This is a genomic window from Candidatus Tisiphia endosymbiont of Melanophora roralis (assembly GCF_964026575.1).
Taxonomy (GTDB): Bacteria; Pseudomonadota; Alphaproteobacteria; order Rickettsiales; family Rickettsiaceae; genus Tisiphia.
This window is the reverse complement of sequence record NZ_OZ032161.1, coordinates 584,990-608,334: the sequence shown is the minus strand read 5'-3', so window position 1 is coordinate 608,334 and position 23,345 is coordinate 584,990. Positions and strand designations below refer to the sequence as shown.

Below are 23,345 nucleotides of genomic sequence, written 5' to 3'. Positions count from 1 at the left end.
GTTTAGGTTAGAATTTTTGCAAATCCCTTTAAAGCCTAATCATAACAAAGCTCTAGCCTTAACAGGACTTTTATAGTTAGCCCCAAATAACCTAAAGAGTAAATTTTAGTCATAGGGGTAAAGAATTTATGTATGCAATATTTTTCTTAATCAATTTGGTATTTTAGCACTACTTTTTTGCCACAAAAGGCTATAGAGATTTTTACAATCTTCTTGACATGTTTGTGTCCTTTTACTTTAGCATCATATTGTTTATCTATAATTTGCTTTAAGCCTGTTTTTGCAATGGATTCTAAATTTTCAGCAGGTTTAGCTATTTTATATTCAATAATTAGTGCGTTATCTCTAAGTCCAGCTATAGGGATTAATATATGATCACATCTACCATATCCAGTTTCCTTATTTGATTCTATCATATATTGACTGACTAGGGGAGCAAGCAACCCTCCTATTAAATTATGGTAGTCCTTTTCCTCCGTTAAATCATGATAACTAGTTGATCTTAACAAATACTCTTGTAATCTTTCTCCAAACTCACTGATTTGCTCAGTAATCAATAAACCAATAAAATTATCATATTCATTCATTTTTATGGTTAATTTTTTAGTGAGCCATTTTATTACCCTTTCTACATAGATGTTGCGTACTTCCTTATTAGGAATGGTTAAACAATATCTAGGGTCTTCTTTATTGTCATTAGCAAGAGTTGCGTTCAGATAACCAGTGAATAATAATAAGCTGTAAAATATATTTTGATTATCTTCAATTTCTTCTAAAGAAATTTGCTTATACAACTTCCTTACTATACCTTCTCCCTCTAACAGCTTGGTTAGATCTTCTTGTATTTCATCTGATACAAAAACTTTATCGATAATGCTAGTCCCACCACTATCTAGCCAATAGTGATCAAGCTCGCCCTCCCGTGCAAGACATTGCATAATTGACCATGGATTGTAGATGATCTCTCCACCAAAGGTGTAACCATTATACCAATTTTGAATTTCCTCAGGATTTGTTTTGGTTGGGACAACGGTTAATAGCTCATCAACTTCTGCTTGAGTGAAACCATAAAACTTAGCAAATTTTTTATCAAGTAAGGTATATTCAGTAACATTATTTAAATCAGAAAATAAATTAGCTTTAGCAATACGCAAGACGCCAGTTATTACTCCTTTCTCTAAGTAGGGATTCGTTTTCAAACTGCTACCAAGTATTCCTCTAAATAGCTTAAGAATTTGGTCAAACTCTTTTGTTTTATGTCCAAGTTCTAAATATGCATTATTAATTGGTGTATCATATTCATCTATTAATATGTATACTTTTTGATTAAAATGTTTAAACAATAGTTCGCTTAAGAAGCCTAAACTATCTTTAAGATCGTCTTTATTAAATTCTCCTGTAAAATATCGTTTTAGTTGTTCCTTTTGTACATCATCCAGTAAATTCTTATTTTTTGCTATATAATGTTTTAAATAACGATGTTTTACAAATAACTTAATAACTTGATTTCTTATCCCGTTCTCAATGTCTTGGTAACTGCTGCCCTTAACATCCTTGAAACTTATAGAAATAACCGGATATTGACCTTGGCGTTTCATGCTACTTGCTATGTCTGCAATTTTTAAGGACTTTAACTCTTTAGTTTCATCAAAACCTAAATCTACTGTACCTCCAAGGAATAATTTGTTATTTATCTTTTGTTCTAGTGGTAAAGGCTTGCCGTCCTGATCCACTTCTATTTCAAAAAACTTCTTGAGCATATCCATATTAAGGCTTTTACCCCAACGTCTTGGTCGAGCGATTAGGATAACCTTACCGCTATCTTCTAATAATTCTTTGATCATTAGACTTTTATCAACGAATATATCGCTATTAATGAGCAGATCATAGAAGTCATCACTACCCACTAACATCTTTGGTTGATAATTAATATTATTTTTACTCTTTTTTTCTGTCATTGTTTTTACGATTTTCTACTAACTATAATACCATTATACACCTGTTTTATTATCCACTAATAGATTATTAGTAAAATTTTTGCTAATAATACTATTTTTTATCAATATTGAAATCAAACCTTCTTGATCTCTTGGTACTTCTACTGTCAACTTACGATTATCATCATCAATTACTGTCTTCTCATAGCTACCATTACGAATTAAAAAACCCAACGGACTTGGTAAAACGTATATTTGCAACAAAACTGCTTTGCAATCTTTTAGCATTACAAATCACATTCTGAACCTGAGTCACCAAGTAATTTGCTGGTAAATGCTGCATCTACTAGGTCATAATTGTAAAAATCATGCTCATCTGCTCTAGTGATAAAATCCTGCCCCTGAGCAACAACATTAGCCATAATATTACCAATTTTTTTGTAGGCTGCAGCCTTAAAATTGTCATCCTTACTTATGCTAGATGCGTTGAAATAATATTTTTTAGCTTGCTCAAATAACCCTACAGATTCAAAATACTCAGCCTGCTTTAGCATTATATCAGGATTCTCTGCATCTTGTTTTAGCCATGCTTTAAAACATTCTTTTATCCTAACCGCATTATTAATTACTTTATAGCAGTCAATCGCTTTAGCATATTCACCTTTGTTAAAAAATAGCTGACCAAGTTTCTCATATATTTTTGGTAGATGACTATTCGCCTCTATAGCTTTTACATAGTAAGCCAATGCCTCATTTTCACCATTCTGTTCAGCGATACTAGCTAAGCAACTATAGGCTATAGCCTTAAGATTCTTGCAGGCAGGAGAGTCCGGATAATCCTCTAGATACTTTATAGCTTTATGATAATAAACTTGGTCAAGTTTGTCTTCATCAATAGGCAAACTACTAACTTGGTACTCAAGATTTTCTATTACTTTAGCATGGCAAGCCGTTATTAACTCTGCTGCAATCTTGGCATGATCAGGTAACTCAACTCCACAGACGCTGGCAAAGAATTTCACATATTCATATTGCTGCTGTAAGCAATAACCATAGCCTTGTATCTGATGCTGAAGCTGAACATTACCCGGTTCAGCATATTCAGCAAAAATCTCTAATGCTTGCTGCAAGATCATTATGGCATTTGGTATGCTTACTATTTGCTCACAGTTAAGTACTTTTTGCAACTTTGATAATAAGTCCAGCTCTGAAAAATATTCATCTTTATTATGCCTTGGCAGTAGGTTATTGTAATGAATTGATGATGGAATCCAATCTTTGACAAGATGATAGTTCTCAGAAAATGCATTGAGTGAATTAGCATCTGAGCATTTAGTTGCATTACCAACAGCCTTAACTATCACCTCTAATAGTTGATTAAAATTATTACTGGCAGTGTTTAACAGATGAGATGAACACTCCACAGCTTTCTTAGAAATAGCTATATTGACCATATCACCTTTAGCGTCAGAATATTTGGATGATGTGTCTATTGCCGCAAGTAAGTCAGGTACAGCTAACTCACCTTCTTCATTTGGTCTATGGAATAGATGTATTGAACCATTATCTTTAAGCTTATTAATCAGTGCTTTACACTTTTCTTTTGCTCCTGGAATACCGTTTAATATTTGATTATCTCTTAATATTGCATCTATAGACTCTTTGATATTCTGAATATTTTTATTTGGTGATACATGGGTAACTACTAAAGATATGCTATCCTCTATAGATTCAATATCCTTAAAACTTTTAATAAAATTATACTAATTCCCTAATTTAATTTAGCAAATAATTCATACAACAAATCGATTTAATTAGTGAGGCACTTAAATTTTTAAGGCAGGAACATACTACTATTTCTAGTTGTTCGATTGTGTCATATACTCTATTCTTTATAGTATTAGACTTTAAATATTGCCACAATTTTTCTGTCGGATTCAATTCAGGAGAATATGGGGGTAAATAAAGAATTTCTATATTTGTTGCAATAATTAGCTCTTTAGCTTTGTGCCATCCAGCACAATCCATAACAATAATCGCTTTTTGTTCTCCTATCTGTTTAGACATCTCTGCCAAAAATATATTTAAACAAACGGTATTGACATTTGGCATCATTAAAGTAAAATCATCACCTGTGATTGGGTTAACCGCACTATAAACATAGAAATTTTGAAAGCCCATTTTGGCTTTAACTTGAGTTCTGCTACCTTTACGAAACCAACCATAACCTAATTTAGAATGAGTCCCAAAACGTGATTCATCAAAGAAATACAAGTAACTGCTAGGGTTATTTGTTATTGTTTCTTGAAGTTTTTTTTAGACCCTTCATGAGTTTCTTTATTCTGTTTGTAATGCACTGGTCTTGGGGTAATGTATGCAAATTTAAGTTTCTGTAATACTCTATGTACAACCGATTTACTAGCATCAATCTCCAAATTTTCTTTAAGTTTTATGATGATATTTTTTATTGTCATGTTACAATCGTCTTGTAACCATTTATTTATTGCTTCACAACAATTTTTTGTTAATTTACTTTTTCGTCCTCTACCTTGTTTATATTCAAGGCTTTTATCATTACCTTGAGCAAAGCTTTTTACCCAGTTCCTAAGCGTATTGGTTGTTATATTAAATACCTTACATACTACACCAACACCATTTTCTTTAGCAGCAATTATAGCCATAAGTCTAATAGCAACTCTATTATCTCGGTTCATGCTTGCAAGTTGCTCAATAGCACGTTGGTATAACTCTTCTGTTATTAATCTTTGATGACATCCCATTATATTCCTTTCCTTAATTTATTCATAAACTTGGAATATTATAACATAATCTCATCTTTTTTCTACTATTTATACTAATTTAAATTAGGGAATTAGTATTATATGTCACAAATTCCTAGAATGACCACAAGTCTTTGGTTGTAATAAAATGACGGTAGCATTACTTGACAGAATTTGCCACAACTGTAACATCATAAAAATTGGTAACGAAAGTTATCGTATGAGAAAACGAAAATAACTAATTTTACCCTCTACAATATTGCTCGCTAAACGGGTCATTTTTCAACGTTTATTGACAATAATTTATTTTCATCTAAAATTTAGATAAAAGATAATTGCTGTTTATTTGGATCGCCACGCCACTTTTTTGGAGATATTATTACTTTTTTAAAGGGATCAATTTTCGTTACAATCTTTGCTCTAAAGGGGGCAAAACCTGATTACAATTTACAGCAATAGCAGCAACGTCAAAACTAGTGGTATAATTACGAAAGCTATAAGATAAATTCCAGCCTTCATTAGCAGGATATTTGTTTAAATATCGTTGCCATTCGACAGTTTCACCTGCAGTAAATGATGTTGGTTCAGAAATCACCGTAAGATATAATTAGTAATTGAAAAAACTTATTATTGACTTTTGCTAACTGTAGTTTGAAATTAAAAATGAAGTAACTGCAAAGTTACTTTGGGGTATCGAAACCTCCAGCATAACCGGTAAAACATCAACCGTAAAAATGATGTTCCTCGATTACATGATCGGGGTGATGATAGCTATGTTCAAGGCTTGGGGTGTAAATCTCAAGCCTAAAGGCTATTGTAGCTGTGTTATGCGGTTTTTCGAACCCCCGATCGCCAAGATATATATAACCTATAAAATTTTCTTTTATCATTTTATCTTTGGCGATCAAAACTCTTAATTATTAAAACATTAGAGAAGGGATCGCATATGAACAACCAACAAGCCATTATCTTATTATATTCATCACATGCCCGTTTTGAACTCATAAGGCAATCTTTGATCAATTTTTGTAAGGAAAATAATTTTACAATAATAAAAATTATCGACGCACCAAATAAATACGATGACAGTATACTTCGCGAATTAATTTATACAGTAAGCAAACAAAATAATTATAATAGTCCTATCAATCTAATCATCGATGACAGTATATTTGGTAATATTTGTTATTTCGTAACTTGGGTGGTAATTACTACTTTATTAGAAGCTAAGCTGATTAATAGGCTTTATATTCAAGAAAATATATTGCATACTGCCAATACTGAAAAAGATAAATTTGATAATTTTTTAGCAACTAACATAATAACTGAGCATTATTTATTAAAATTCTGCTTCTCATATTTTAACGTTATAATGCATGCTGCTAAAGCAACAATAGATTTCGATGATGAAGAATTACATAAAGGCGGCAATGCATAATATTTCAGGATTTAAATTTACCAATTTTTGACAAAGCTAGTTGTTTTTCTGATTGGCTTGATAAAGTTTAAACTCAGCTTTTTCTCAGTTTCTTTAACTTCTACTTTTGCTGTTTGCTCAAGCATTTTATTTGCTAAAAGTTCTAAATTTGGGTTTAGTATGTACAAAGCTGCTAAGGCATAAACCCTACAATCAAGTGCCTCATTACGTTTACCAGCTGGCTTCTCCCATTTGCGAGTTGGAAAGCCTTTATTATAATAAGTAACGATTTTCTCTGCCGTTAGTTGTTTAAAATATTCCGCGTCATAATTTATTGGGAAATGACAATATCCCGGTCCTAGTTCAGTAATCTTTAATCGGCTGTAGATCATTTCTTTGGCTGTATCAGTGCCAATGGAAAACAACTTAACTCGCATTCTATTGGCAATTGATGGTCTACTAACCAAGACTTTACCTGCTATTGATGAACCCTTTATGGCAAATATCCTACGTAACTGTCTTTTCTTACAGTAAGCATAAACTGCTTGGGTGTGATGACCGCCTGAATCAACACAAACTGAGGCAATCCTAAGGTTAATGCCGCTTTGGTGTTTAATGTTCTGCTCTAGGATATTATCAAGATCATCCCATATCTCACTCCTAGCAGGATCACCATAGATTACTCTATAATCAAGCGACCAGCTTTCTTCTTTTACACCCCAACCAACTATTTCCACTTCAAGTCGATCATTTTGTACGTCTACACCAGCAGTAATAATAACAACCCCGTTAGGTACAACATTGCCCCAATTTTCTTTTCTCGACAATAGTGAAGTTTCATCTACCTTATCTCCTCCTTCCTCCCAAGTTTCACCAAGACTGGTATTAACCCAAGTCTTTAAGGTTTCAGGCATCATTTTCGCTTTCAGGAATTCTGCCGTCATTCTAGCCCAAGTAACCCAAGGCGAATAGATCTCGCTTATATGAAAACCAGCAATGTTGTTACTTTCTCCTTTAGCTTCAGATATCCACTTACCACGCTGTAGCATCGACATTTTATCATTATCGTGCAGAATGCAGCCATTTACCTCACAAATATAATGTGCTTCTTCAGGTTTGTCTTTAGGCCATCGTATTTGAGACCATTTTAAGGTTTGGTACTCACCGCATAATTTACATGGAACATAATAACGTCTTTGATCACTTTGCAGATAAGCCAGTTCTATTCTGCTAAAATATTTGATAGTTGGAGTTGAAGTTAAAATAATTTTTCTATTCCAAAAAGTTGTGGCTCTTTTCTTGGCTAAATTAACTGGATCTCCTTCTGAACCACTACTAGCAGGATAACGATCTACCTCATCACATAGCACAATCCTGACTGGCCTGCTTGCCAGTGAAGAAGGTGAGTTACTACCAGCCATGGTAATGTGTCCACCCGGAAAACGCTTGTATAATATCTTATTGCCGGAATCTCTACTTTTTGGGTCTTTGACTAAGTTCTTAAATACCTCACTATCACGCAGCATAGGAGTTAAACGATCCGTTGACCAGCTTTCTGCCAGCTTTTCAGTAGGTTGCACTATTAGCATTGGTGCTGGGTCTTGATGAATATGATAGCCAACAATATTATTGATCACTTCAGTTTTACCAACTTGTGCTGATGACATTACTACGATCATCTCTATCTTTGGATCATTTACTGCATCCATGATTTCACGTTGATACGGAGTCTTACTAGTATGCCAGCTACCCGGCTCAGCCGAAGACTCACTTGACAGCTTACGATAATTATCCGCCCACTGACTTACGCTTAACTTTGGTGGTGGTGCTACTAGTTTGGCTATTTTCTTGGTAATCTGACTCCAAATTATTTGGCTCGTTGGCATAATGGGATTGTTGTAAGATAAAAATTTTTTGAATCAGTTTACAACAGTCCCATATTTGCTTAGTTCCAAAAGTGCCTTATGTATTTCCGCCTCTAAGCAATGCACAATGGCTGCAAAATCATTATCAAGTACTATTATTTGCCGAGCTATATTGTTTGGAAGACTCAGCATCCTAGCTCTAAAGGCAATGATCAAATTAGACCAATGAATTTCCACCTCACTGCTAGCTAAGTATTTGCCTTCCAGTATCTGTACTTCTAATTCTGCTTTATCAGCTTGAGCCTTGAGTAAGCGTAGTTTTTGGGCGTTTAAATTATCAGAGGTATTTTTGCCAACTGGTCTTGATTCAAGATACCGTGCATACGACTTTATGCAGTCAGCTAAATCATACTTACCAGCTACTGGAGCAGGCAGTATAGCTTCCTTAACCAATTGTTGCACTCTACGTTCACTTAATTGCAAAGCTTTGGCAATGTCTGATACTTTATGGTTATTCATTAAACTAAATACTAAACTAATTATATTTTTATATTTCGCTTATTTCGTTTTTTACTACAATTGGTAAAATGTGAGAGCTTTATATTTAAGGGGTTACAGAGCTTTTGTTAAATTAAAAGAAACGAAATATACCAAAAATTTTTATCGCTAGGCAAGGGTCGGGGTGGTCAGTCACCCAGGTTCGACAAGCCTAGAAAGTACCTTGTTTCGTTTCGTTTTTTCCATACTATTTGTTAAATTGCTTCTGTCTCCTTTATTTTGCTGTGTCTAAGGCAAAGTTAAAAGAAGTCGTAAACACCTTATCAAAGCGGCTATTAAAAGTATTAACTGCTGTAGCCTTAAACCCAAACCTTGGGTTAACTTTAGCTTCATGGGTTAGACCATATAACCTTTCCAATCTTTGACTACTAACTCTACGATAAATAGATTTGCCAAGTTTAAATATACTTCTATTCCCCTGTTGATCTCTCAAAGCTTTTGAACTTCTTTGCTTTTTTGGTACATTACTGGTTGGTACAGCAATCATACTGCCACGATATGGCACTTTAATTCCACCTTCTTCCTGAATGTAGGCAAAATGAGCCTGAGTGTACACAGCAGATATTAAGGCATATTTACTAGCAAATGCCACCTTGATACCAGTTCTTTGGTGTTTGTCCCACCATTTTTTGCTGTTATTGAATATGATTGGTACTCTTTTGCAGATTTGCTCTTGCACGAGCAATGCTATTTTGTTCAAAGTCAAGTTAACTGCAAATGGTAGCTGTTTCTTCTCGATATTATCCATATAACGGGCTATCTTGTTTATATCACTTTTCACATCAATAGTAAAACTCATAACTGCAACCTTTCTAATTTTTAAACTACCGGACGATATTTAGAACCGTGCAATATTGCAGCAACACCCATTAAAACCCCATCTCCAAGGTCACCTGTTACTTTAATTGCTGGTCTTACAAACCTCTTATCACCAATATAACCTGCCATAAAAGCAGTAGTATCATCAGGTCTAGTTTTAAGGTAAGCAAAAGTGCCAGTATTTTCCCCAAGCACAGCTCCTATAATCTCTGTATCAAGGCAATCAGTAAAGTTAACATTGTCGTTTGAATGTTGCAACCTGATTTGTACATGCCTGTCATCGTTCGGATTCACGTTAGCTGCTCCTACCATTACCGTAAAAATACCACTTTCAAAACCTGATACATCCACCGCCTCTACATCAAGTTTATCTGCATTAATCGCTACTGGTGCTAACAATTGCTGCAGTTTGCTATTGGTTTTTTCTTCTCTCGTTACTGCCATTTATTCCTCTTTTCCCCTTACGCCAAATTACCAAACCTACTATCCCATTATTGCCTTTTATTATACCCTAAGGTTTACCAGCTTGCAATAGTTTTTAATTAAAAGTTACATAAATTACTACTCGCCCTTAGAATTATGGTGCTTTAAAGGCAAAAAATGTTACTTTAAGTTACATTTTACCAAAATTCTTGCCATCTTCTTTGTCTCTTCTTCTCTTGTTACTGCCATTTATTCCTCTTTCCCCTTACGCCAAGCTACCAAACCTACTATCCCATTATTACCTTTCATTATACCCTAAGGTTTACCAGCTTGCAATAGCCTAAAACTAAAAGTTACTGCAAGTTACTACTCACCCTTAGAGTTATACTGCTTTCAAGGCAAAAAATGTTACTTTAAGTTACACTTTTGCTAGAATTCTTTAGCCCCTCTTGCCGATAAACCTCAATCAAATCATCTAGTGCCTCACGTAATCTAGTGCTGCCCGTACCTTTAGACCACTGTGGTATTTGCTTTAGTTCAAATTGCCGCAACGGCAGCTCCAGTAAGCAAAAATGCTCAACTATCTCCTGTGACTTCCTGCCAAGCTTAGCAAATATTCGTTGATGAATGCGAGCCGCCTGTACTTGCCTCTCCAACCCCAGCATTTTGCTAAAGTCTTTGTTTGCCTCAATTTGGATTATACCGCTACCACCAAACATGGTTGTTCTTTGGTAATTACAAGCTAGGCGATCAGCTACCCTAAACTGCTCATGGTTGATCCCATGCCTCTTACCTTCTGCTACTCCATTTGCCTCATCCTCCAGCCAACAGCGATAAAACCTAGCTATTGGTCTTTTGTCGAATTTGTTTAATTCTGTTCTTTCAGTTTTATGATGTTTCATGTTTGTTACCTTGTAAAAATTATTGCAGATTCACTTTGCCAGCAGAAGCAAAAATATATATCTACGGCAGACTTTTTATAAGTCTGCTATATATATTTATATATATGTAAAATCCTGCTTTTTTGACCTACCTTGAAAGCCTTGTAGTATAAGGTCTTGCGGGTAGTCCAAAAACGCATTTTTATTTAAAAGCGTACTGCTTTTTTGACCTGCCTTGTATCCCAGTTTCTAAAAGGGTTTGCGGGTAATCCAAAAAAGCAGTGCTTTTTTACTGCATCTTTGCTGCGTTTTTAAATGCATTTTTGCTATCCCCTGAAAGCCTTATAGTATAAGGGTTTGTAGTATTTTCCAAAAGAGCAGTGCGTTTTTACTGCTTCTTTACTGCACTTTTAATATCCCCTGAAAACCTTGTAATACTAATTCCCTAATTTAAATTAGTATAAATAGTAGAAAAAAGATGAGATTATGTTATAATATTCCAAGTTTATGAATAAATTAAGGAAAGGAATATAATGGGATGTCATCAAAGATTAATAACAGAAGAGTTATACCAACGTGCTATTGAGCAACTTGCAAGCATGAACCGAGATAATAGAGTTGCTATTAGACTTATGGCTATAATTGCTGCTAAAGAAAATGGTGTTGGTGTAGTATGTAAGGTATTTAATATAACAACCAATACGCTTAGGAACTGGGTAAAAAGCTTTGCTCAAGGTAATGATAAAAGCCTTGAATATAAACAAGGTAGAGGACGAAAAAGTAAATTAACAAAAAATTGTTGTGAAGCAATAAATAAATGGTTACAAGACGATTGTAACATGACAATAAAAAATATCATCATAAAACTTAAAGAAAATTTGGAGATTGATGCTAGTAAATCGGTTGTACATAGAGTATTACAGAAACTTAAATTTGCATACATTACCCCAAGACCAGTGCATTACAAACAGAATAAAGAAACTCATGAAGGGTCTAAAAAAAACTTCAAGAAACAATAACAAATAACCCTAGCAGTTACTTGTATTTCTTTGATGAATCACGTTTTGGGACTCATTCTAAATTAGGTTATGGTTGGTTTCGTAAAGGTAGCAGAACTCAAGTTAAAGCCAAAATGGGCTTTCAAAATTTCTATGTTTATAGTGCGGTTAACCCAATCACAGGTGATGATTTTACTTTAATGATGCCAAATGTCAATACCGTTTGTTTAAATATATTTTTGGCAGAGATGTCTAAACAGATAGGAGAACAAAAAGCGATTATTGTTATGGATTGTGCTGGATGGCACAAAGCTAAAGAGCTAATTATTGCAACAAATATAGAAATTCTTTATTTACCCCCATATTCTCCTGAATTGAATCCTTACTTTTACCCACAAATATAAAATTAAGTATAAACTAATATTGAATTATATACTTAAAATATAAGAAGGGGAAAGAATGAGGAATATGCAAGCGTTATCTAATGCTTACAACTTAGGTGATAAGTGGTTAGAAAGGGAATTTAGGCATGTTAACTTTGGAGATCAAAGGCTTATAAAAAGACTTATTAAAACTAGCTCACTTATAGAAAGCAAAGCTTTTGGTTCAATAAATCAAAGTTGCAGAAGTTGGAAAGAGGCTAAAGGAGCGTATAGATTATTTAGCAATAAAAAATTTGATCCAGCGGGAATTTATTATTCACATTATAAAGAAACACAAGAAAGGATTAAAGGTAATGAGTTTGTATTTTCAGTTCAGGATACAACATACCTAGATTTTGATTCTCATATTAAAACTAAAGGGCTCGGTAGCGTCTCAAAGTCTTATACAAAACATAAAATGGGGCTGATTGTGCATAGTGCCTTGATGTTTACAATGGAAGGATTACCTTTAGGATTATCTTCTCAACACTCATCTTCGAGATAAATATGAGCAGAAATTATGCTATAGAACGTGAGTATTATGCGACGAGTGGAGTGTAGAATTAAATTCTCGTTACTGACTACATTTTTTCACCTGTGGAATTTTATAATAAAGAAATACTGATAAAAGTGTACTTTAATGACAAGAGTTTTTATTTGAAACAAAACAATGGTAATACACATAAGAAGCATTATGTTGACTAATTTTTAGTATGTCAAGTAGAAAAGTGATGTTTACATGACTACAAACTTCATACCAAAACCACTGCGAACCTGATTCTTTAGACGTTTCAAGCACTTTTTCGTCTCGAAGATGAGTCAACAATGTTGGGCTCGTGTTATACGTGAAGAAACTGCACAAGAAAAATCAAGAAGAAAATATATATCTTCTACTGAAGATAAAGAAAGTTATAAGTGGATAGCAGCACTTAAGGACACTATGCATATTATACCTAAAGATACTAAAGTTATAACTATTGGTGACAGAGAAGCAGATATCTTTGAACTATTATGGTCGTGTCAAGAAAAGGGTAGTTTGTTTATTGTTCGTAATAGACAAAATAGAAAATTTATTTCTACAGAGGGAAGAAAAACAAATTTGCAAACCCATATAAATCAGATATCCGCAAAGAAAGAAATAGTAATTCAAGTTCCAAAAAAGAACAATGAAGCAGCAAGAATGGCAAATATTGAAATAAAATATATGTCTGGTTTAATACCAATTAGAACCCCTTCATTATATGGTTCAAAAAATACTGAACACAAAATCAGTGATAAAGTAGTGCTCTATGTTGTAAGAGCTAAAGAACAAGTCCCCCCTAAAGGAGTGGAAGCAATTGATTGGCTCTTGCTAACTAATGTTCCTGTCAGTAATTTTGAAGATGCGATTGAAAGGATAAATTGGTATAAGTTAAGATGGAGAATTGAAGAATATTTCAGAGTTCTAAAATCTGGATGTAAAATAGAAAATTCTCGTTTAGCTACAAAAGAAAGACTAGAAAAATTAATTGCCATAAAAAGCATCATTGCATTTAAAATTTTATATTTATCAAAAGTAGCAATATCTCATCCGCAAGAAGTGTGTACTAAGATTTTAACTTCACAAGAATGGCAAACTCTTTATATTCGAGAGCATAAAACTATTTTCATACCTGAAGAACCTCCAACTATGAAACAAGCTATTATCTGGCTTGGTAAATTAGGAGGATTTATGAATAGAAAAAATGATAAATTACCAGGAACTATGACACTATGGAGGGGCTACGAAAATCTTACAGAAAGTATCGAAATATTATCTATATTTCTCTCCCAGAATTGTGGGTAAAAGTAAGGATTCAATTCAGGAGAATATGGGGGCAAAAAAATAACCTTACAACCTACTGATTCTATTAATTCTTTCGTCTTCTTTGATTTATGGAAACTAGCATTATCCAGTACTACAACCTGTCCTGCTTTTAATTCTTTAATTAAAAACTTCTCAACCCAATTGTTAAATAGTTCTGTATTGCAAGTGCCATTAAAAACAAAAGGAACTATCAGCTTATTATTTACCAAACCAGCTATTATATTAGTTCTTTGATAATGTTTGCCACTCTTTTGTCCAATTAATAATTTTCCTACCTTACCCCAACCTCTCTTAACAAACTGATTCCAATGACTGCTCTCTTAACAAACTGATTCCAATGACTGCTCTATTTTAACCACACTAAACCCTAGTCGTGTTGCCTGTTTTTGCAGATTTTTTACCATTGTTTCTTGGTATTGTTTTTCGTACGTTTCAATTCCCTGTTCGACGTAGTCTTGACCATATTTTAATAATCGATAAAACATACATGCCAACTTCCTTGCTGTTGCTGTAATAGCTTTTGGTGTACCAGCTCTACTTTTTATCCTTCTGTAAAATCCTGCTAGTGCTGATTTACCTCTACCTAGATTAAGAGCTGCCATCCTGAATGCCATACTTGCTTTATTTTCTACCTTTTTTGTTCTCGTATCAAATACTTTACCACCGGTAATTTTATTAGCAGGACTTAAGCCAAGCCAAGATGTAAAATGTTTCTCTGTACTCCATTTGTCCATATCTAACCCCACTTCCGATACTATCGTTTGTACACTTAGCTCACTTAGCCCTGGAATTGCAGTAAAATCTGCTCCTGCTGCGTTATATAGTGATTGTTGTAAATCAAACTTTGGAGAATTTTTGTTCTTGCGTTGCTTATTTGTTACATCACCATCACCACGTTTATCAAACTCTTTGTAACAGCTTTCTATTGCTTCGTCACACTCCTTGATTTGTTTTAGGTAAAATTCATAAATATCTAATTCTTGCTTTAATACTACAAGATGCTCTTTGCGATAATCTCCCTCCAAAGCTTTGATAATAGTCTTTTTATCACTTTTTATACGACTATCCCTAAATGTGACTAATTTATTTGCATCCCTTTCACCAGCAATAATTGCTTTTATTATACTCATTCCTGTAACACCTGTTATATCACTAATCACATGATGTAATTGGATATTCATTTCATTCAGTGCTTTCTGCATACGGTTTACATGGGTTGCAGCATTCTTTGTTAATCTGTCTCTTTGTCTAGTAAGAGTTCTTAATTCACATATCTGATCTTTTGGACGAAATGAACCACTTAACAATCCATAGCTATGAAGTTGTTGTAACCACTGACAATCAGCTACATCTGTTTTACGTCCAGGTACGTTTTTCACATGCCTAGCATTCACCAATATAACTTCAAAGCCAGTAGTCTCTAAAATCTGAAATACAGGTATCCAATATATCCCTGTTGATTCCATAGCTATCGTCTTAACTCCACATTTTTTTAACCAATCTGCCATTTCTCTTAAATCACTGGTAAAAGCAGCAAATTTTCGTACATTCTTTTCATCCCTATCAGCTGGTACACAAACATAATGTTCTCTAGAACCAATATCAATACCTGCCGCATCAGGATTAATTACAGATAGTTTCTGTTTATCATTCTTTTTATTTGTCATATCATCTCCTACACTAAGAATTAGACCGAGCTAATTTTAAGTTGGAGTATTGAATGAAAAAATTAATCTCTTAAACGAGGTCTCTTACGTATCATAAACACATAATGCCATCAATGATATTACCAACAACTCCAAAACCATGCTATCTTACGGGCTGCCTTAAAGCTGCACCATTGTGGTGGTCGGTTATAGCTCTTTACCAACTCGGCTAACTGTAACTTTAACACACAATAATCGCAAACACTATACCTTGTTGTTGATGGCTTACCACCAAAGTTTGTTTATGTTTTTACAAATGTGCAGCAGTTTGTTTGGTGCTATCTTGGCAAATAGTCCTATCTATACCACTCTCATCAAGATATACCATTTGCTCTTTGTCATATTTACTGACCTTTTCTAAATATTCAGATCGTTTTTCTGCACTTGCTTCCAAATAGCTGAAGGTTTTTTTTTATAACTATAGCCTAACTTCTTTAATATTCTTCCAACTTGAGTGCCTGTAATCCCAAATTTCTTACCAATATCTTTTAGCGTAATATTTGAATTATTTTTGACAAATTCTTCTAACTGTTGCTTGTCAACTTTACTTTTAAATCCTAATCTCGCTTTTGCTAATATTGTTCCTTCTTTTTTCTTCCTTACCTTCCAACGACTAATTGTATTCTTGTGTATATCAAATATCTTAGCAGCAGATATTTGACTATTACCTTTTTCTATATAATTTATTACTTTTTCTCTTAAATCTTGACTATATGGGCTTGTTGACATTTTTTCTCTTATTTATATCATATAAACTCACCTAATTCAATGTGTTTCACTATATAACTTAAATTATACCATCTTCATTCTTTATTGAAAGATAATTAGTCTAAGAGCTTGTCCGCAAACTAAAATTAAGGTATGATGAAGTGAACAAAGTATTATTAGTAAGAAGTATAAAAGAATGAGCAGAAAAAATTATCCAACAGATTTAACAGATGAAGAATGGTTAAGGATAGAGGGTTTGTTTCAAGTATCGTATGTAAAGGGAGGTAGACCTTTAAAACATAGCAAAAGAGAGATTTTGAATGCAATTTTTTATGTATTACGTACTGGGTGTCAGTGGAGATATATGCCGCATGACTTTCCAATTTGGAAGACAGTATATGAACAATTTAGAAGATGGAAGAAGCAAGGTGTATTTGAACGTATGAACCATGAACTTATCAAGGATGTTAGACGAAAATTAGGTAGAAATGAGTATCCTAGTGCTTGCATAATAGATAGTCAGTCTGTCAAGACAACAGAAAAAGGGGAGCTAAAGGTTATGATGGAGCTAAGAAAATTAAGGGCAGAAAGAGGCATATTATTACCGATACACAAGGCTTTGTATTAGGTTGTTATGTCGGTTCTGCGAATGAGAATGATCGATACGGAGCTACAGTGCTACTCAGTAACATGCAAAAAGAGTACACTACTATTAAACAAATGTGGGCTGATATGGGGTATCAGTCTAAAGATTTAAAGGGTCTCATTAAGGAAAAGTATAACATAGATTTAGAAATTGTTAAACGCCCAGTGTGCAGATTTTGGATACCAAAAAATACACCACTAGAACTATTGCCAACAAGGGAAGTTGGGTTTAAAGTACAGCCAAGGCGATGGGTTGTTGAGAGAAGCTTTGCTTGGATAAATAGAAATAGAAGGCTCTCCAAGGAATATGATTTTCTTACTGATTCTAGTGAAAATATAATTTTTTTGGCTATGAGTCGATTACTTCTTCGTAGGATTACTTCTATTACTTAGTTTGCGGACAAGCTCTTACATCTTGGTGGACTGATAGTGCTGGTTACTATTTCTTCTTGGCTAGAAAATATGATAATCCCCGGCAAAGTGCTGTTATTCATATTATATAAACGACTATCGTAAACTTTATCTTTTGCTGCCGTTTTTCCTTTAAGGATATCCACAAAAGTTTGCCTTATGCTGGTTCTAGCATGCAGCATATCAGCTTTGTCGCTCTAATTCCAGCACTACCCAACCAGTATCATCTTGTTTGATTTCAACAATTTTGTACTTTGTTTGCCGGATAGTTAGTATATCTCCATAATTGATTTTTCTTGCCTCTTCCTCACAGCATTCAAAGCTTGGATTGAATCCGACAAAGCCACTTGTTCCAATATCTATAGGGTAGTAGTTGTTAACAAATATCCCTTTGAGTTGGTAAGCTAGTCCATCTTTTGGCGTTACTGTTGCCTCTACTGCAAATCCTTGCTCTGTGTCTAAAAACTCAGCAAAATCTTCTTGAAAGATCATAACTATTTATGTTATTATAATATCAATTATTGTTATTATGGCTGATAATTATGAATGTGTCCTTAACACCGGAACTCGAAAAATATATAGATAAACAGGTAGAAAGTGGTTTTTATCATTCTTCCAGTGAAGTTATAAGAGCTGCATTACGTTTACTTATTAAATCAGAAACTCACAACACTAGTTTTGAAAACTATAAAATGTGGCTTAATCAGGAAATTCAAATAGGTCTTGACCAAGCAGCTGAAGGTAAGGTTATTTCAGGTGACCAAGCTCTACAAAATTTCAGGAATTTTCGTAAAGATAAATTAAAGTCTCATGAGTAAAAATAATTTTTGCTTAACTGTTCAAGCAGAGCAAGATATTAAGGATATTTGGTTATATATCGCCAAAAATAACCCCAAAGCTGCTGAAAAAATAGCCAATCTTTTTGAACAAGCGTTTTTTAAACTAGCTGCAAATCCTGACATTGGAAGTAAACGTGAAGATTTAACTGATAAACCTGTACGTTTTTGGTTAGTTTATAACTACTACATAATATATAATCCTAAAACAAAGCCATTGCAAATTTTGCGGGTTACAAGTTCTTATCGTGATATCAAAAATAATTACCTATAATTATTGTCTAGTTAGTACTGCAAAACTCTCAGCGTGTCTAACTGCAATGTCTACATCTTGCATGACTCTTATTCTAATGCCACCGCTAGTTCCTAAAGTGTAAGGGTCTACTAATACATCCAGCACTCCCCATTGTCCAATAATTAGATCAGCAAAATTGCCAAATAATATAGTATCAGCTGGTATTTGGTTGGTTGTTCCAACTCTATAGCCGTTAAGGTAACCAAAACCTAGCTCACTACTACTTTCCCAAACAAATTGGGCAGTTCCTTCAGCTTTTTCTGTTTGCTTTAAAATTCCCCGTATGCTGGCATTACATAAATAGCCAAGCGTGCCAATATCAGCATTTCCTGCAGCAATTAGGCTTTCAAGGTCTACGATCTTACCCCAACTTATTGGATCATCGTCATCAAAAGTAACATTACCAATGCCAGTTGTGTTAAGAATACCTAATGGCTCAGCCCCAATGCCCCTACCACTTATCGCAGCCCGATCAATTTCAAGAGCAATAACGGTAGCAAGATCACTGCGTACTAGATTTTCTATATCAGGACTAGATTGTAGCACTAATTTGCGGGTAAAATCAGTGTAAGCTGCAATGCTTTTAGGGGAGAGTGTTACTTGGGCAAAGGCTTGCTCGCTATGCTCAGGGCTTCTCCCTTCTGATACCCAAAAAGTAGTAGCTCCACCAGTTTGTTTTGGTATTGCTACATCGCCATGCAAGCCGCTCATTACTTTAGCTCCCATTTGCTTAACAAGCATTTTGTTACGCAGCAGTTCAATAAAATTGTTGCTTAGGTAATCGGTACTAACTACTCATCTTCGAGATAAATATGAGCAAAAATTATGCTATAGAAGTAGATTGTCATGCGGTGTATGGGATAGAAAATTAAATTTTCTTTACTGACTACATTTTATCATTTTGCAGATTTTGTCATTTGGGGCATCGTTAAATCAAATAAATTGAATAAATTTTGTTGAAACTCGCTTAATTTTGGTAATCTTGCTACCTTGCAACCTTTGATTGTGTAATATAAAAAACATATTTTATCCAACTCTCTTAATGCTTCTTCAATGGTTACATTGTATTTACCATCTTTGGTTACGTCATAACCCTGTTTCAACTTATCTTTCATATAGCGCCATATTTTTAATGACAGCATACATACAAATACACGACCCTTCGTTCTATCGCTTTTTCTTAAAAAGATCGGCCTTACTTCAAGTAATCCTGTCTTCATACTGCTAAAATTTGATTCTACTTCATGTAAATTATGGTAAGCTTTATCAACCAATTCTTTGCTCATGATTTCAGTTTCAACTTTCGTTTCAATCGTATAACAACCATCAAGAGCAAACAACTCTTTTTTCTTATCTTGATCAATTTCAACCACTATTTGGTTGCCATCTAATTTTAGGTTGATAAATTTATCTATCCGCCATTCTTTGGTAATTTTTTGAATATTATTTAAACCAAGTTCTGGCTTTGCTTTCTTATGGGTTGATACATATATATTACGCTCTTCAATCTTTGCAACCAATTTTTCAACTCGGGTATTCCTATCAAACTCAACTTTTCGGGCTATAGAACCATTCTTCCTTAAAATATATCTTTTGCCATTATTGGTTACTTCGCATAGCTGTTCTGCAAAAAAACTATATTGCAAAACTCCGCTTTTCTTTAAGCTTTCAATCTCAACTTTACTTAAGGTTGTAATATAGTCCCATCCTTCTTTGGTCAGGCCTTCTTTGCCTAGTCTCTTAATCATTCCTTTATCACCAACAAAGACGATATTCTTAATACCAAAATTAGATTTTACTAGCTCAATCTGCTCATAAATGGTAGAAGGATCAGCACTATTACCCTTAAAAACTCTAACAGCCAAAGGTTCGCCATGATCATCAGTTAATAGACCAATCACTATTTGCTTTTTACCCTTCTTTTTATCCCGATTGTACCCATATTCCGCAAGTTCATTCTCTGTTCCTTCGAAATAGCTGGAAGTGACGTCATATAAAAGCATAACAGGCGGCTTGTTATTTTTCTTTTGATAAGTTTTAAATAATTTTAATTCGATCTTTTCTTGGTTCTCTTCTAACCATTCTAGAGCCTGATATAAATGGTTTTCATCAAATGAATCGACAGATAATACATCAGATATCGCATGCGATTTCGCCCATTTCACGCTGGAAAGTCTAGACCCTTGGTGAGCAAAGCGTGCTAAAACCAAAAATAGACTCAATAAAGCTTCTTTGCTTCTAGTACCAAGAGCCTTAGTAATACCAATTTCATCAGCAATTCTTTTTAGTAGAAAAATAGTCCCAAAACTTTCACCAACCTCAGGAACACCATCTAAACCATCAAATTCACCTTTAAGCATCTTCTTAAAAGCCTCAATGCGTAAATCATCCCAGTTAGTTAAGTTAGCTAGGGTTTTATTTAATACTTTCCCGTCTTCGCGATAAGAGGTACGAAGCAATATTGCAGGACGAGAATTTCTATTTGGAACAGTTGTAATATACATGAAAGAGATTATATCTCTAAATTCCAGCATTGTCAAATAAAAAACATCATTTACATGACTACAAATCTTATAGCATAATCCTTATAAACCTCATTCTTTAGGTGTTTTAAGCACTTTTTCGTCTAGAAGATGAGTCGCGATGACGATTTTTAACTTTCAACAGTTGTGGCTGTAAGACCGACTAAGCAATCCAGTAACATCATTTATCTATAGATTGCTTCCTAGATTGCTTCGCTTACGCTCGCAATGACACTGTGGTATAGGTGTTTGTAAACTTTCAACAGTTGTGCGACGGTCTCTTTGCTAATAGACTGTTTTTTAACTTTCAACAGTTGTGGGATAATTATACTCATTCAATAACTATCGCAGCTCGCTCAAATTTATTTTCTAAGTTGCTTTTGAGGTTTTTATACTGAGGAGTTTTTAACTCTTCATTGGTAATCAAACTTTTTCTTATGGAGATTATATCTGTAAATTCGGTATCTTTATTTTGATATTTACATGATCTATTGACATATAGCCACGGAGTATCAACCTCAAAGTTTAATTTTTTACAATCTTTAATTATAATATTTTTTATAATTATATGTCTTGTGTTAGTGTTAGGTATACCTATAAAAAGGTCTGATACTTGGTCAAAAGCTGTATTTGTAATATCCTCCGTCCCATATAATCTTAACCTTAAACCAGACCCCTTATTGGTTTTAAAAATTCGATTTTTTTGCTGATATGCGTATTTAATTGTAAGATCCTTGACAATACGAGAAGTAAGATCAGGTAATTTTAAAAATTTCTTCTCTTTTTCATCAAGATATACTCCTGTCAACATGTGGAAAGTAAAATCCCTTAGCTGTTCATTTGACTTATGTAACCCCGCACCTGTTATATTTACTGCTTCTTCTCCTTTCAAATCAAGCTGACCATGCACATCTACAATATTATTTCTTATTACCAACTCATTGTGCATTATAGCTTGTGAATTTTGATGGGCTATTTCAGGAATTTTGGTATAACCTGCTTGCTGAAGATCTAATACCAAGGCTAACTTACCTGCAACATCCGGAAAAATTCCTTGTGCCATACTGACAAAGTTTGTTGGGTCAATCCAATATATTTTTCCATTTTTATTAGCTACTTTAAGCATCACATGATTAAAATTTCCCATATTAGGTAGTGCATTTGGGTTAGAAAAATTAGTAATACCTCGCATTACTAAAATGGGTTGAACCTTAAACCCAAGCTTTTGCAAGATAGCAGCAGTACTTGCAGAAAAATCTTTGCAATCACCAATTTGAGAAGTAGCAATCTTTTCTAAATCTCTAGGAAAATACCGACCTGATACTGTTCGCCAATCACCCATATATTGGATTTTCTCAGCTAATGAAGAAGTGACAAAATTAATTTTTTCTTCATCGGTATTTTTATCTAGAGCAGATTCCGCTATATTCATGAAAATTGTAGGAAGTGGTTGATTGATTACCTTAGAATAGCCAGGAGCTAGTTGTTTGGCCAAATCTTGCCATTGAGTTAAGCTTGATAAAGATACCCAAGTTCTGTGCTTAATATTTAATATACCCTTACCTGGTTCATTGGTCAATTGATTATAAACAGGTTTCTCTAGGATAATCTCTGCCGAATGAAAGTCATTTTCAGCATCGGTAATAACTTTTAATACGCCTTTTGGGTCGTTTACTTTGATATTTAGGGGCAATTTAGAATTGATCTTAGTGTGATCTGCTTGCAAGTATCCGTCCGTACCATAAAATAAAGTAGTACCATAAAAATTATCTACAGGGACTTTCGTTTTAATAAACTTACATTTTAAGTATATTTCTGCACCAAGTTCCACTTTAGGGAATGAGATAGTTATCTGATTTAATTGATCAAAACCTTGTCCAAAACTAGCTAGCGGTTTATCCTCAATCATATCTTTAGAAACTACATATTCTTGCCCATTATAAATAGTCTTAGCTTCCAATATAGAGATTTGGGCACTATAGTTATTATAAGACAATCTATAGTGAGAGAACTGACTACGTCCTGATTCTTTTAGTATTTTTGCGTGCATTTCCGCTATTTCTTCAGAAGTACCATCTTGGTTAATAGTAATATCGTTGTTACAAAATTTTATTTCAACAGGAGCATCTTCGTACTTACTCCATCTTCCTTGAGCGGAGTAGTTTATTAAAAATACTAATAATATTAGACGAAGACAAAATTTTAAATAAGTCATTATAAATAATCCTAAAAATAAAAAAATACCCCTTAGTTACCAGCATTATAAGGTATTGTAA

The 23,345-nt window shown here is 34.0% G+C and carries 30 protein-coding genes; 10 read left to right on the top strand and 20 right to left on the bottom strand.

Features of this window, described 5'->3' with window-relative positions; genetic code table 11:
* Positions 1-146: 146 nt before the first annotated feature.
* Genes AAGD53_RS03025 through AAGD53_RS03015 form a run of 3 tightly spaced genes read right to left on the bottom strand, consistent with a single transcriptional unit; the run spans position 147 to position 3,391 of the window.
* Positions 147-1,958, bottom strand: coding sequence for an AAA family ATPase (locus tag AAGD53_RS03025; RefSeq protein ID WP_341763226.1), 1,812 nt, complete (start codon positions 1,956-1,958; stop codon positions 147-149).
* A 33-nt stretch (positions 1,959-1,991) separates the two neighbouring features.
* On the bottom strand, positions 1,992-2,225 hold the full coding sequence (locus tag AAGD53_RS03020; protein ID WP_341763225.1) for a hypothetical protein: 234 nt from the start codon (positions 2,223-2,225) through the stop codon (positions 1,992-1,994).
* The gene (locus tag AAGD53_RS03015; protein ID WP_341763224.1) at positions 2,225-3,391 is read right to left on the bottom strand and encodes a tetratricopeptide repeat protein; all 1,167 of its coding nucleotides are present in this window, start codon (positions 3,389-3,391) and stop codon (positions 2,225-2,227) included. The genes AAGD53_RS03020 and AAGD53_RS03015 overlap by 1 nt, the downstream gene beginning before the upstream one ends.
* Between AAGD53_RS03015 and AAGD53_RS03010 the strand changes: the two genes are divergently transcribed.
* Entirely contained in the window at positions 3,384-3,569 is a 186-nt protein-coding gene (locus tag AAGD53_RS03010; RefSeq protein WP_341763223.1) for a hypothetical protein, read from the top strand. The two genes, AAGD53_RS03015 and AAGD53_RS03010, sit on opposite strands and share 8 nt — an antisense overlap.
* A 144-nt stretch (positions 3,570-3,713) precedes the next feature.
* On the opposite strand, the gene AAGD53_RS03005 is transcribed toward AAGD53_RS03010, so the two are convergent.
* A complete protein-coding gene (locus tag AAGD53_RS03005; RefSeq protein WP_341762877.1) occupies positions 3,714-4,211 on the bottom strand; it encodes an IS630 family transposase in 498 nt (165 codons plus the stop codon).
* Between the two features lie 20 nt (positions 4,212-4,231).
* Positions 4,232-4,717: a helix-turn-helix domain-containing protein gene (locus AAGD53_RS03000; RefSeq protein ID WP_341762723.1), complete on the bottom strand. Its 486-nt coding sequence runs from the start codon at positions 4,715-4,717 to the stop codon at positions 4,232-4,234.
* Between the two features lie 148 nt (positions 4,718-4,865).
* Between AAGD53_RS03000 and AAGD53_RS02995 the strand changes: the two genes are divergently transcribed.
* Positions 4,866-4,955: an ATP-binding protein gene (locus tag AAGD53_RS02995; protein ID WP_375331066.1), complete on the top strand. Its 90-nt coding sequence runs from the start codon at positions 4,866-4,868 to the stop codon at positions 4,953-4,955.
* A gap of 168 nt (positions 4,956-5,123) precedes the next feature.
* Here the strand turns inward: AAGD53_RS02995 and AAGD53_RS02990 are convergent, their stop codons facing one another.
* Complete coding sequence (locus AAGD53_RS02990) at positions 5,124-5,312, bottom strand: hypothetical protein (RefSeq protein WP_341763222.1); 189 nt, start codon at positions 5,310-5,312, stop codon at positions 5,124-5,126.
* 351 nt (positions 5,313-5,663) lie between these two features.
* Here AAGD53_RS02990 and AAGD53_RS02985 point away from each other — a divergent pair, with 351 nt between their 5' ends.
* On the top strand, positions 5,664-6,155 hold the full coding sequence (locus AAGD53_RS02985; protein WP_341763221.1) for a hypothetical protein: 492 nt from the start codon (positions 5,664-5,666) through the stop codon (positions 6,153-6,155).
* Between the two features lie 17 nt (positions 6,156-6,172).
* Here AAGD53_RS02985 and AAGD53_RS02980 read toward each other — a convergent pair whose 3' ends face one another.
* The 5 genes from AAGD53_RS02980 to AAGD53_RS02960 form a co-directional block, all read right to left on the bottom strand.
* Positions 6,173-8,020 carry a phage terminase large subunit family protein gene (locus AAGD53_RS02980; protein ID WP_341763220.1) on the bottom strand — a complete coding sequence of 616 codons (1,848 nt, stop codon included), beginning with the start codon at positions 8,018-8,020 and terminating at the stop codon, positions 6,173-6,175.
* Positions 8,021-8,053: 33 nt separating this feature from the next.
* Positions 8,054-8,518, bottom strand: a complete 465-nt coding sequence (locus AAGD53_RS02975) for a hypothetical protein (RefSeq protein ID WP_341763219.1) — start codon at positions 8,516-8,518, stop codon at positions 8,054-8,056.
* A gap of 253 nt (positions 8,519-8,771) precedes the next feature.
* Positions 8,772-9,356 (bottom strand): hypothetical protein, encoded by a 585-nt coding sequence (locus AAGD53_RS02970; RefSeq protein WP_341763218.1) that lies wholly within the window; start codon positions 9,354-9,356, stop codon positions 8,772-8,774.
* A 20-nt stretch (positions 9,357-9,376) separates the two neighbouring features.
* Positions 9,377-9,820 carry a hypothetical protein gene (locus AAGD53_RS02965; protein ID WP_341763217.1) on the bottom strand — a complete coding sequence of 148 codons (444 nt, stop codon included), beginning with the start codon at positions 9,818-9,820 and terminating at the stop codon, positions 9,377-9,379.
* 392 nt (positions 9,821-10,212) lie between these two features.
* A complete protein-coding gene (locus AAGD53_RS02960; protein ID WP_341763216.1) occupies positions 10,213-10,701 on the bottom strand; it encodes a hypothetical protein in 489 nt (162 codons plus the stop codon).
* A 512-nt stretch (positions 10,702-11,213) separates the two neighbouring features.
* Here AAGD53_RS02960 and AAGD53_RS02955 point away from each other — a divergent pair.
* The 4 genes from AAGD53_RS02955 (at position 11,214) to AAGD53_RS02940 (ending at position 13,925) form a co-directional block, all read left to right on the top strand.
* Positions 11,214-11,699 (top strand): helix-turn-helix domain-containing protein, encoded by a 486-nt coding sequence (locus tag AAGD53_RS02955; protein WP_341762723.1) that lies wholly within the window; start codon positions 11,214-11,216, stop codon positions 11,697-11,699.
* Positions 11,700-11,719: 20 nt separating this feature from the next.
* Entirely contained in the window at positions 11,720-12,082 is a 363-nt protein-coding gene (locus AAGD53_RS02950; RefSeq protein WP_341763215.1) for an IS630 family transposase, read from the top strand.
* A 64-nt stretch (positions 12,083-12,146) separates the two neighbouring features.
* Positions 12,147-12,605 carry a transposase DNA-binding-containing protein gene (locus AAGD53_RS02945; protein ID WP_341763214.1) on the top strand — a complete coding sequence of 153 codons (459 nt, stop codon included), beginning with the start codon at positions 12,147-12,149 and terminating at the stop codon, positions 12,603-12,605.
* 309 nt (positions 12,606-12,914) lie between these two features.
* Positions 12,915-13,925 carry an IS4 family transposase gene (locus tag AAGD53_RS02940; protein WP_341763213.1) on the top strand — a complete coding sequence of 337 codons (1,011 nt, stop codon included), beginning with the start codon at positions 12,915-12,917 and terminating at the stop codon, positions 13,923-13,925.
* Here AAGD53_RS02940 and AAGD53_RS02935 read toward each other — a convergent pair.
* The 4 genes from AAGD53_RS02935 to AAGD53_RS02920 all read right to left on the bottom strand — a co-directional run bounded on the left by AAGD53_RS02935 (position 13,862) and on the right by AAGD53_RS02920 (position 16,381).
* A complete protein-coding gene (locus AAGD53_RS02935) occupies positions 13,862-14,206 on the bottom strand; it encodes a transposase (RefSeq protein WP_341763399.1) in 345 nt (114 codons plus the stop codon). The two genes, AAGD53_RS02940 and AAGD53_RS02935, sit on opposite strands and share 64 nt — an antisense overlap.
* Positions 14,207-14,266: 60 nt before the next feature.
* Positions 14,267-15,613, bottom strand: coding sequence for an IS110 family transposase (locus tag AAGD53_RS02930; RefSeq protein WP_341762534.1), 1,347 nt, complete (start codon positions 15,611-15,613; stop codon positions 14,267-14,269).
* Between the two features lie 289 nt (positions 15,614-15,902).
* Positions 15,903-16,046: a hypothetical protein gene (locus tag AAGD53_RS02925; protein ID WP_341762928.1), complete on the bottom strand. Its 144-nt coding sequence runs from the start codon at positions 16,044-16,046 to the stop codon at positions 15,903-15,905.
* Positions 16,010-16,381 (bottom strand): IS630 transposase-related protein, encoded by a 372-nt coding sequence (locus AAGD53_RS02920; RefSeq protein ID WP_341763212.1) that lies wholly within the window; start codon positions 16,379-16,381, stop codon positions 16,010-16,012. Before AAGD53_RS02920 ends, AAGD53_RS02925 begins: the two co-directional genes overlap by 37 nt.
* A gap of 175 nt (positions 16,382-16,556) precedes the next feature.
* Between AAGD53_RS02920 and AAGD53_RS02915 the strand changes: the two genes are divergently transcribed.
* Positions 16,557-17,398 (top strand): IS5 family transposase gene (locus AAGD53_RS02915; RefSeq protein ID WP_341762384.1). Its coding sequence is split into 2 segments (ribosomal slippage): positions 16,557-16,929 and positions 16,929-17,398, totalling 843 coding nucleotides; the frame shifts between segments, so codons are not numbered across the junction.
* Here the strand turns inward: AAGD53_RS02915 and AAGD53_RS02910 are convergent.
* Entirely contained in the window at positions 17,395-17,598 is a 204-nt protein-coding gene (locus tag AAGD53_RS02910; RefSeq protein ID WP_341763211.1) for a hypothetical protein, read from the bottom strand. The two genes, AAGD53_RS02915 and AAGD53_RS02910, sit on opposite strands and share 4 nt — an antisense overlap.
* Before the next feature lies 1 nt (position 17,599).
* A complete protein-coding gene (locus tag AAGD53_RS02905; protein ID WP_341763209.1) occupies positions 17,600-17,908 on the bottom strand; it encodes a hypothetical protein in 309 nt (102 codons plus the stop codon).
* 50 nt (positions 17,909-17,958) lie between these two features.
* Between AAGD53_RS02905 and AAGD53_RS02900 the strand changes: the two genes are divergently transcribed.
* Complete coding sequence (locus AAGD53_RS02900; RefSeq protein WP_341760865.1) at positions 17,959-18,234, top strand: type II toxin-antitoxin system ParD family antitoxin; 276 nt, start codon at positions 17,959-17,961, stop codon at positions 18,232-18,234.
* On the top strand, positions 18,227-18,526 hold the full coding sequence (locus AAGD53_RS02895; protein ID WP_341763208.1) for a type II toxin-antitoxin system RelE/ParE family toxin: 300 nt from the start codon (positions 18,227-18,229) through the stop codon (positions 18,524-18,526). The genes AAGD53_RS02900 and AAGD53_RS02895 overlap by 8 nt, the downstream gene beginning before the upstream one ends.
* On the opposite strand, the gene AAGD53_RS02890 is transcribed toward AAGD53_RS02895, so the two are convergent.
* From AAGD53_RS02890 to AAGD53_RS02880, 3 genes are all read right to left on the bottom strand, one after another.
* Positions 18,527-19,288: a phage major capsid protein gene (locus AAGD53_RS02890; protein WP_341763207.1), complete on the bottom strand. Its 762-nt coding sequence runs from the start codon at positions 19,286-19,288 to the stop codon at positions 18,527-18,529. It abuts the gene before it with no gap.
* A 155-nt stretch (positions 19,289-19,443) separates the two neighbouring features.
* Positions 19,444-21,081 carry an IS1634 family transposase gene (locus tag AAGD53_RS02885; RefSeq protein ID WP_341763206.1) on the bottom strand — a complete coding sequence of 546 codons (1,638 nt, stop codon included), beginning with the start codon at positions 21,079-21,081 and terminating at the stop codon, positions 19,444-19,446.
* A 319-nt stretch (positions 21,082-21,400) separates the two neighbouring features.
* Positions 21,401-23,284, bottom strand: a complete 1,884-nt coding sequence (locus AAGD53_RS02880) for a DUF3857 domain-containing protein (RefSeq protein WP_341763205.1) — start codon at positions 23,282-23,284, stop codon at positions 21,401-21,403.
* Positions 23,285-23,345 lie beyond the last annotated feature (61 nt).

Bases quoted from the DNA above. Each gene is read 5' to 3' on its own strand.
- AAGD53_RS02900 (WP_341760865.1), top strand. From the start codon at position 17,959: ATGAATGTGTCCTTAACACCGGAACTCGAAAAATATATAGATAAACAG.
- AAGD53_RS02955 (WP_341762723.1), top strand. From the start codon at position 11,214: ATGGGATGTCATCAAAGATTAATAACAGAAGAGTTATACCAACGTGCT.
- AAGD53_RS02965 (WP_341763217.1), bottom strand. From the start codon at position 9,820: ATGGCAGTAACGAGAGAAGAAAAAACCAATAGCAAACTGCAGCAATTG.
- AAGD53_RS02880 (WP_341763205.1), bottom strand. From the start codon at position 23,284: ATGACTTATTTAAAATTTTGTCTTCGTCTAATATTATTAGTATTTTTA.
- AAGD53_RS02885 (WP_341763206.1), bottom strand. From the start codon at position 21,081: ATGCTGGAATTTAGAGATATAATCTCTTTCATGTATATTACAACTGTT.
- AAGD53_RS02940 (WP_341763213.1), top strand. From the start codon at position 12,915: ATGAGTCAACAATGTTGGGCTCGTGTTATACGTGAAGAAACTGCACAA.
- AAGD53_RS02890 (WP_341763207.1), bottom strand. From the start codon at position 19,288: ATGCTTGTTAAGCAAATGGGAGCTAAAGTAATGAGCGGCTTGCATGGC.
- AAGD53_RS03020 (WP_341763225.1), bottom strand. From the start codon at position 2,225: ATGCTAAAAGATTGCAAAGCAGTTTTGTTGCAAATATACGTTTTACCA.
- AAGD53_RS02970 (WP_341763218.1), bottom strand. From the start codon at position 9,356: ATGAGTTTTACTATTGATGTGAAAAGTGATATAAACAAGATAGCCCGT.
- AAGD53_RS03025 (WP_341763226.1), bottom strand. From the start codon at position 1,958: ATGACAGAAAAAAAGAGTAAAAATAATATTAATTATCAACCAAAGATG.
- AAGD53_RS02895 (WP_341763208.1), top strand. From the start codon at position 18,227: ATGAGTAAAAATAATTTTTGCTTAACTGTTCAAGCAGAGCAAGATATT.
- AAGD53_RS02980 (WP_341763220.1), bottom strand. From the start codon at position 8,020: ATGCCAACGAGCCAAATAATTTGGAGTCAGATTACCAAGAAAATAGCC.
- AAGD53_RS03015 (WP_341763224.1), bottom strand. From the start codon at position 3,391: ATGGTCAATATAGCTATTTCTAAGAAAGCTGTGGAGTGTTCATCTCAT.
- AAGD53_RS03000 (WP_341762723.1), bottom strand. From the start codon at position 4,717: ATGGGATGTCATCAAAGATTAATAACAGAAGAGTTATACCAACGTGCT.
- AAGD53_RS02905 (WP_341763209.1), bottom strand. From the start codon at position 17,908: ATGATCTTTCAAGAAGATTTTGCTGAGTTTTTAGACACAGAGCAAGGA.
- AAGD53_RS02975 (WP_341763219.1), bottom strand. From the start codon at position 8,518: ATGAATAACCATAAAGTATCAGACATTGCCAAAGCTTTGCAATTAAGT.
- AAGD53_RS02920 (WP_341763212.1), bottom strand. From the start codon at position 16,381: ATGTCAACAAGCCCATATAGTCAAGATTTAAGAGAAAAAGTAATAAAT.
- AAGD53_RS02910 (WP_341763211.1), bottom strand. From the start codon at position 17,598: ATGCTGCATGCTAGAACCAGCATAAGGCAAACTTTTGTGGATATCCTT.
- AAGD53_RS02995 (WP_375331066.1), top strand. From the start codon at position 4,866: ATGACGGTAGCATTACTTGACAGAATTTGCCACAACTGTAACATCATA.
- AAGD53_RS02945 (WP_341763214.1), top strand. From the start codon at position 12,147: ATGCAAGCGTTATCTAATGCTTACAACTTAGGTGATAAGTGGTTAGAA.
- AAGD53_RS02960 (WP_341763216.1), bottom strand. From the start codon at position 10,701: ATGAAACATCATAAAACTGAAAGAACAGAATTAAACAAATTCGACAAA.
- AAGD53_RS02930 (WP_341762534.1), bottom strand. From the start codon at position 15,613: ATGACAAATAAAAAGAATGATAAACAGAAACTATCTGTAATTAATCCT.
- AAGD53_RS02985 (WP_341763221.1), top strand. From the start codon at position 5,664: ATGAACAACCAACAAGCCATTATCTTATTATATTCATCACATGCCCGT.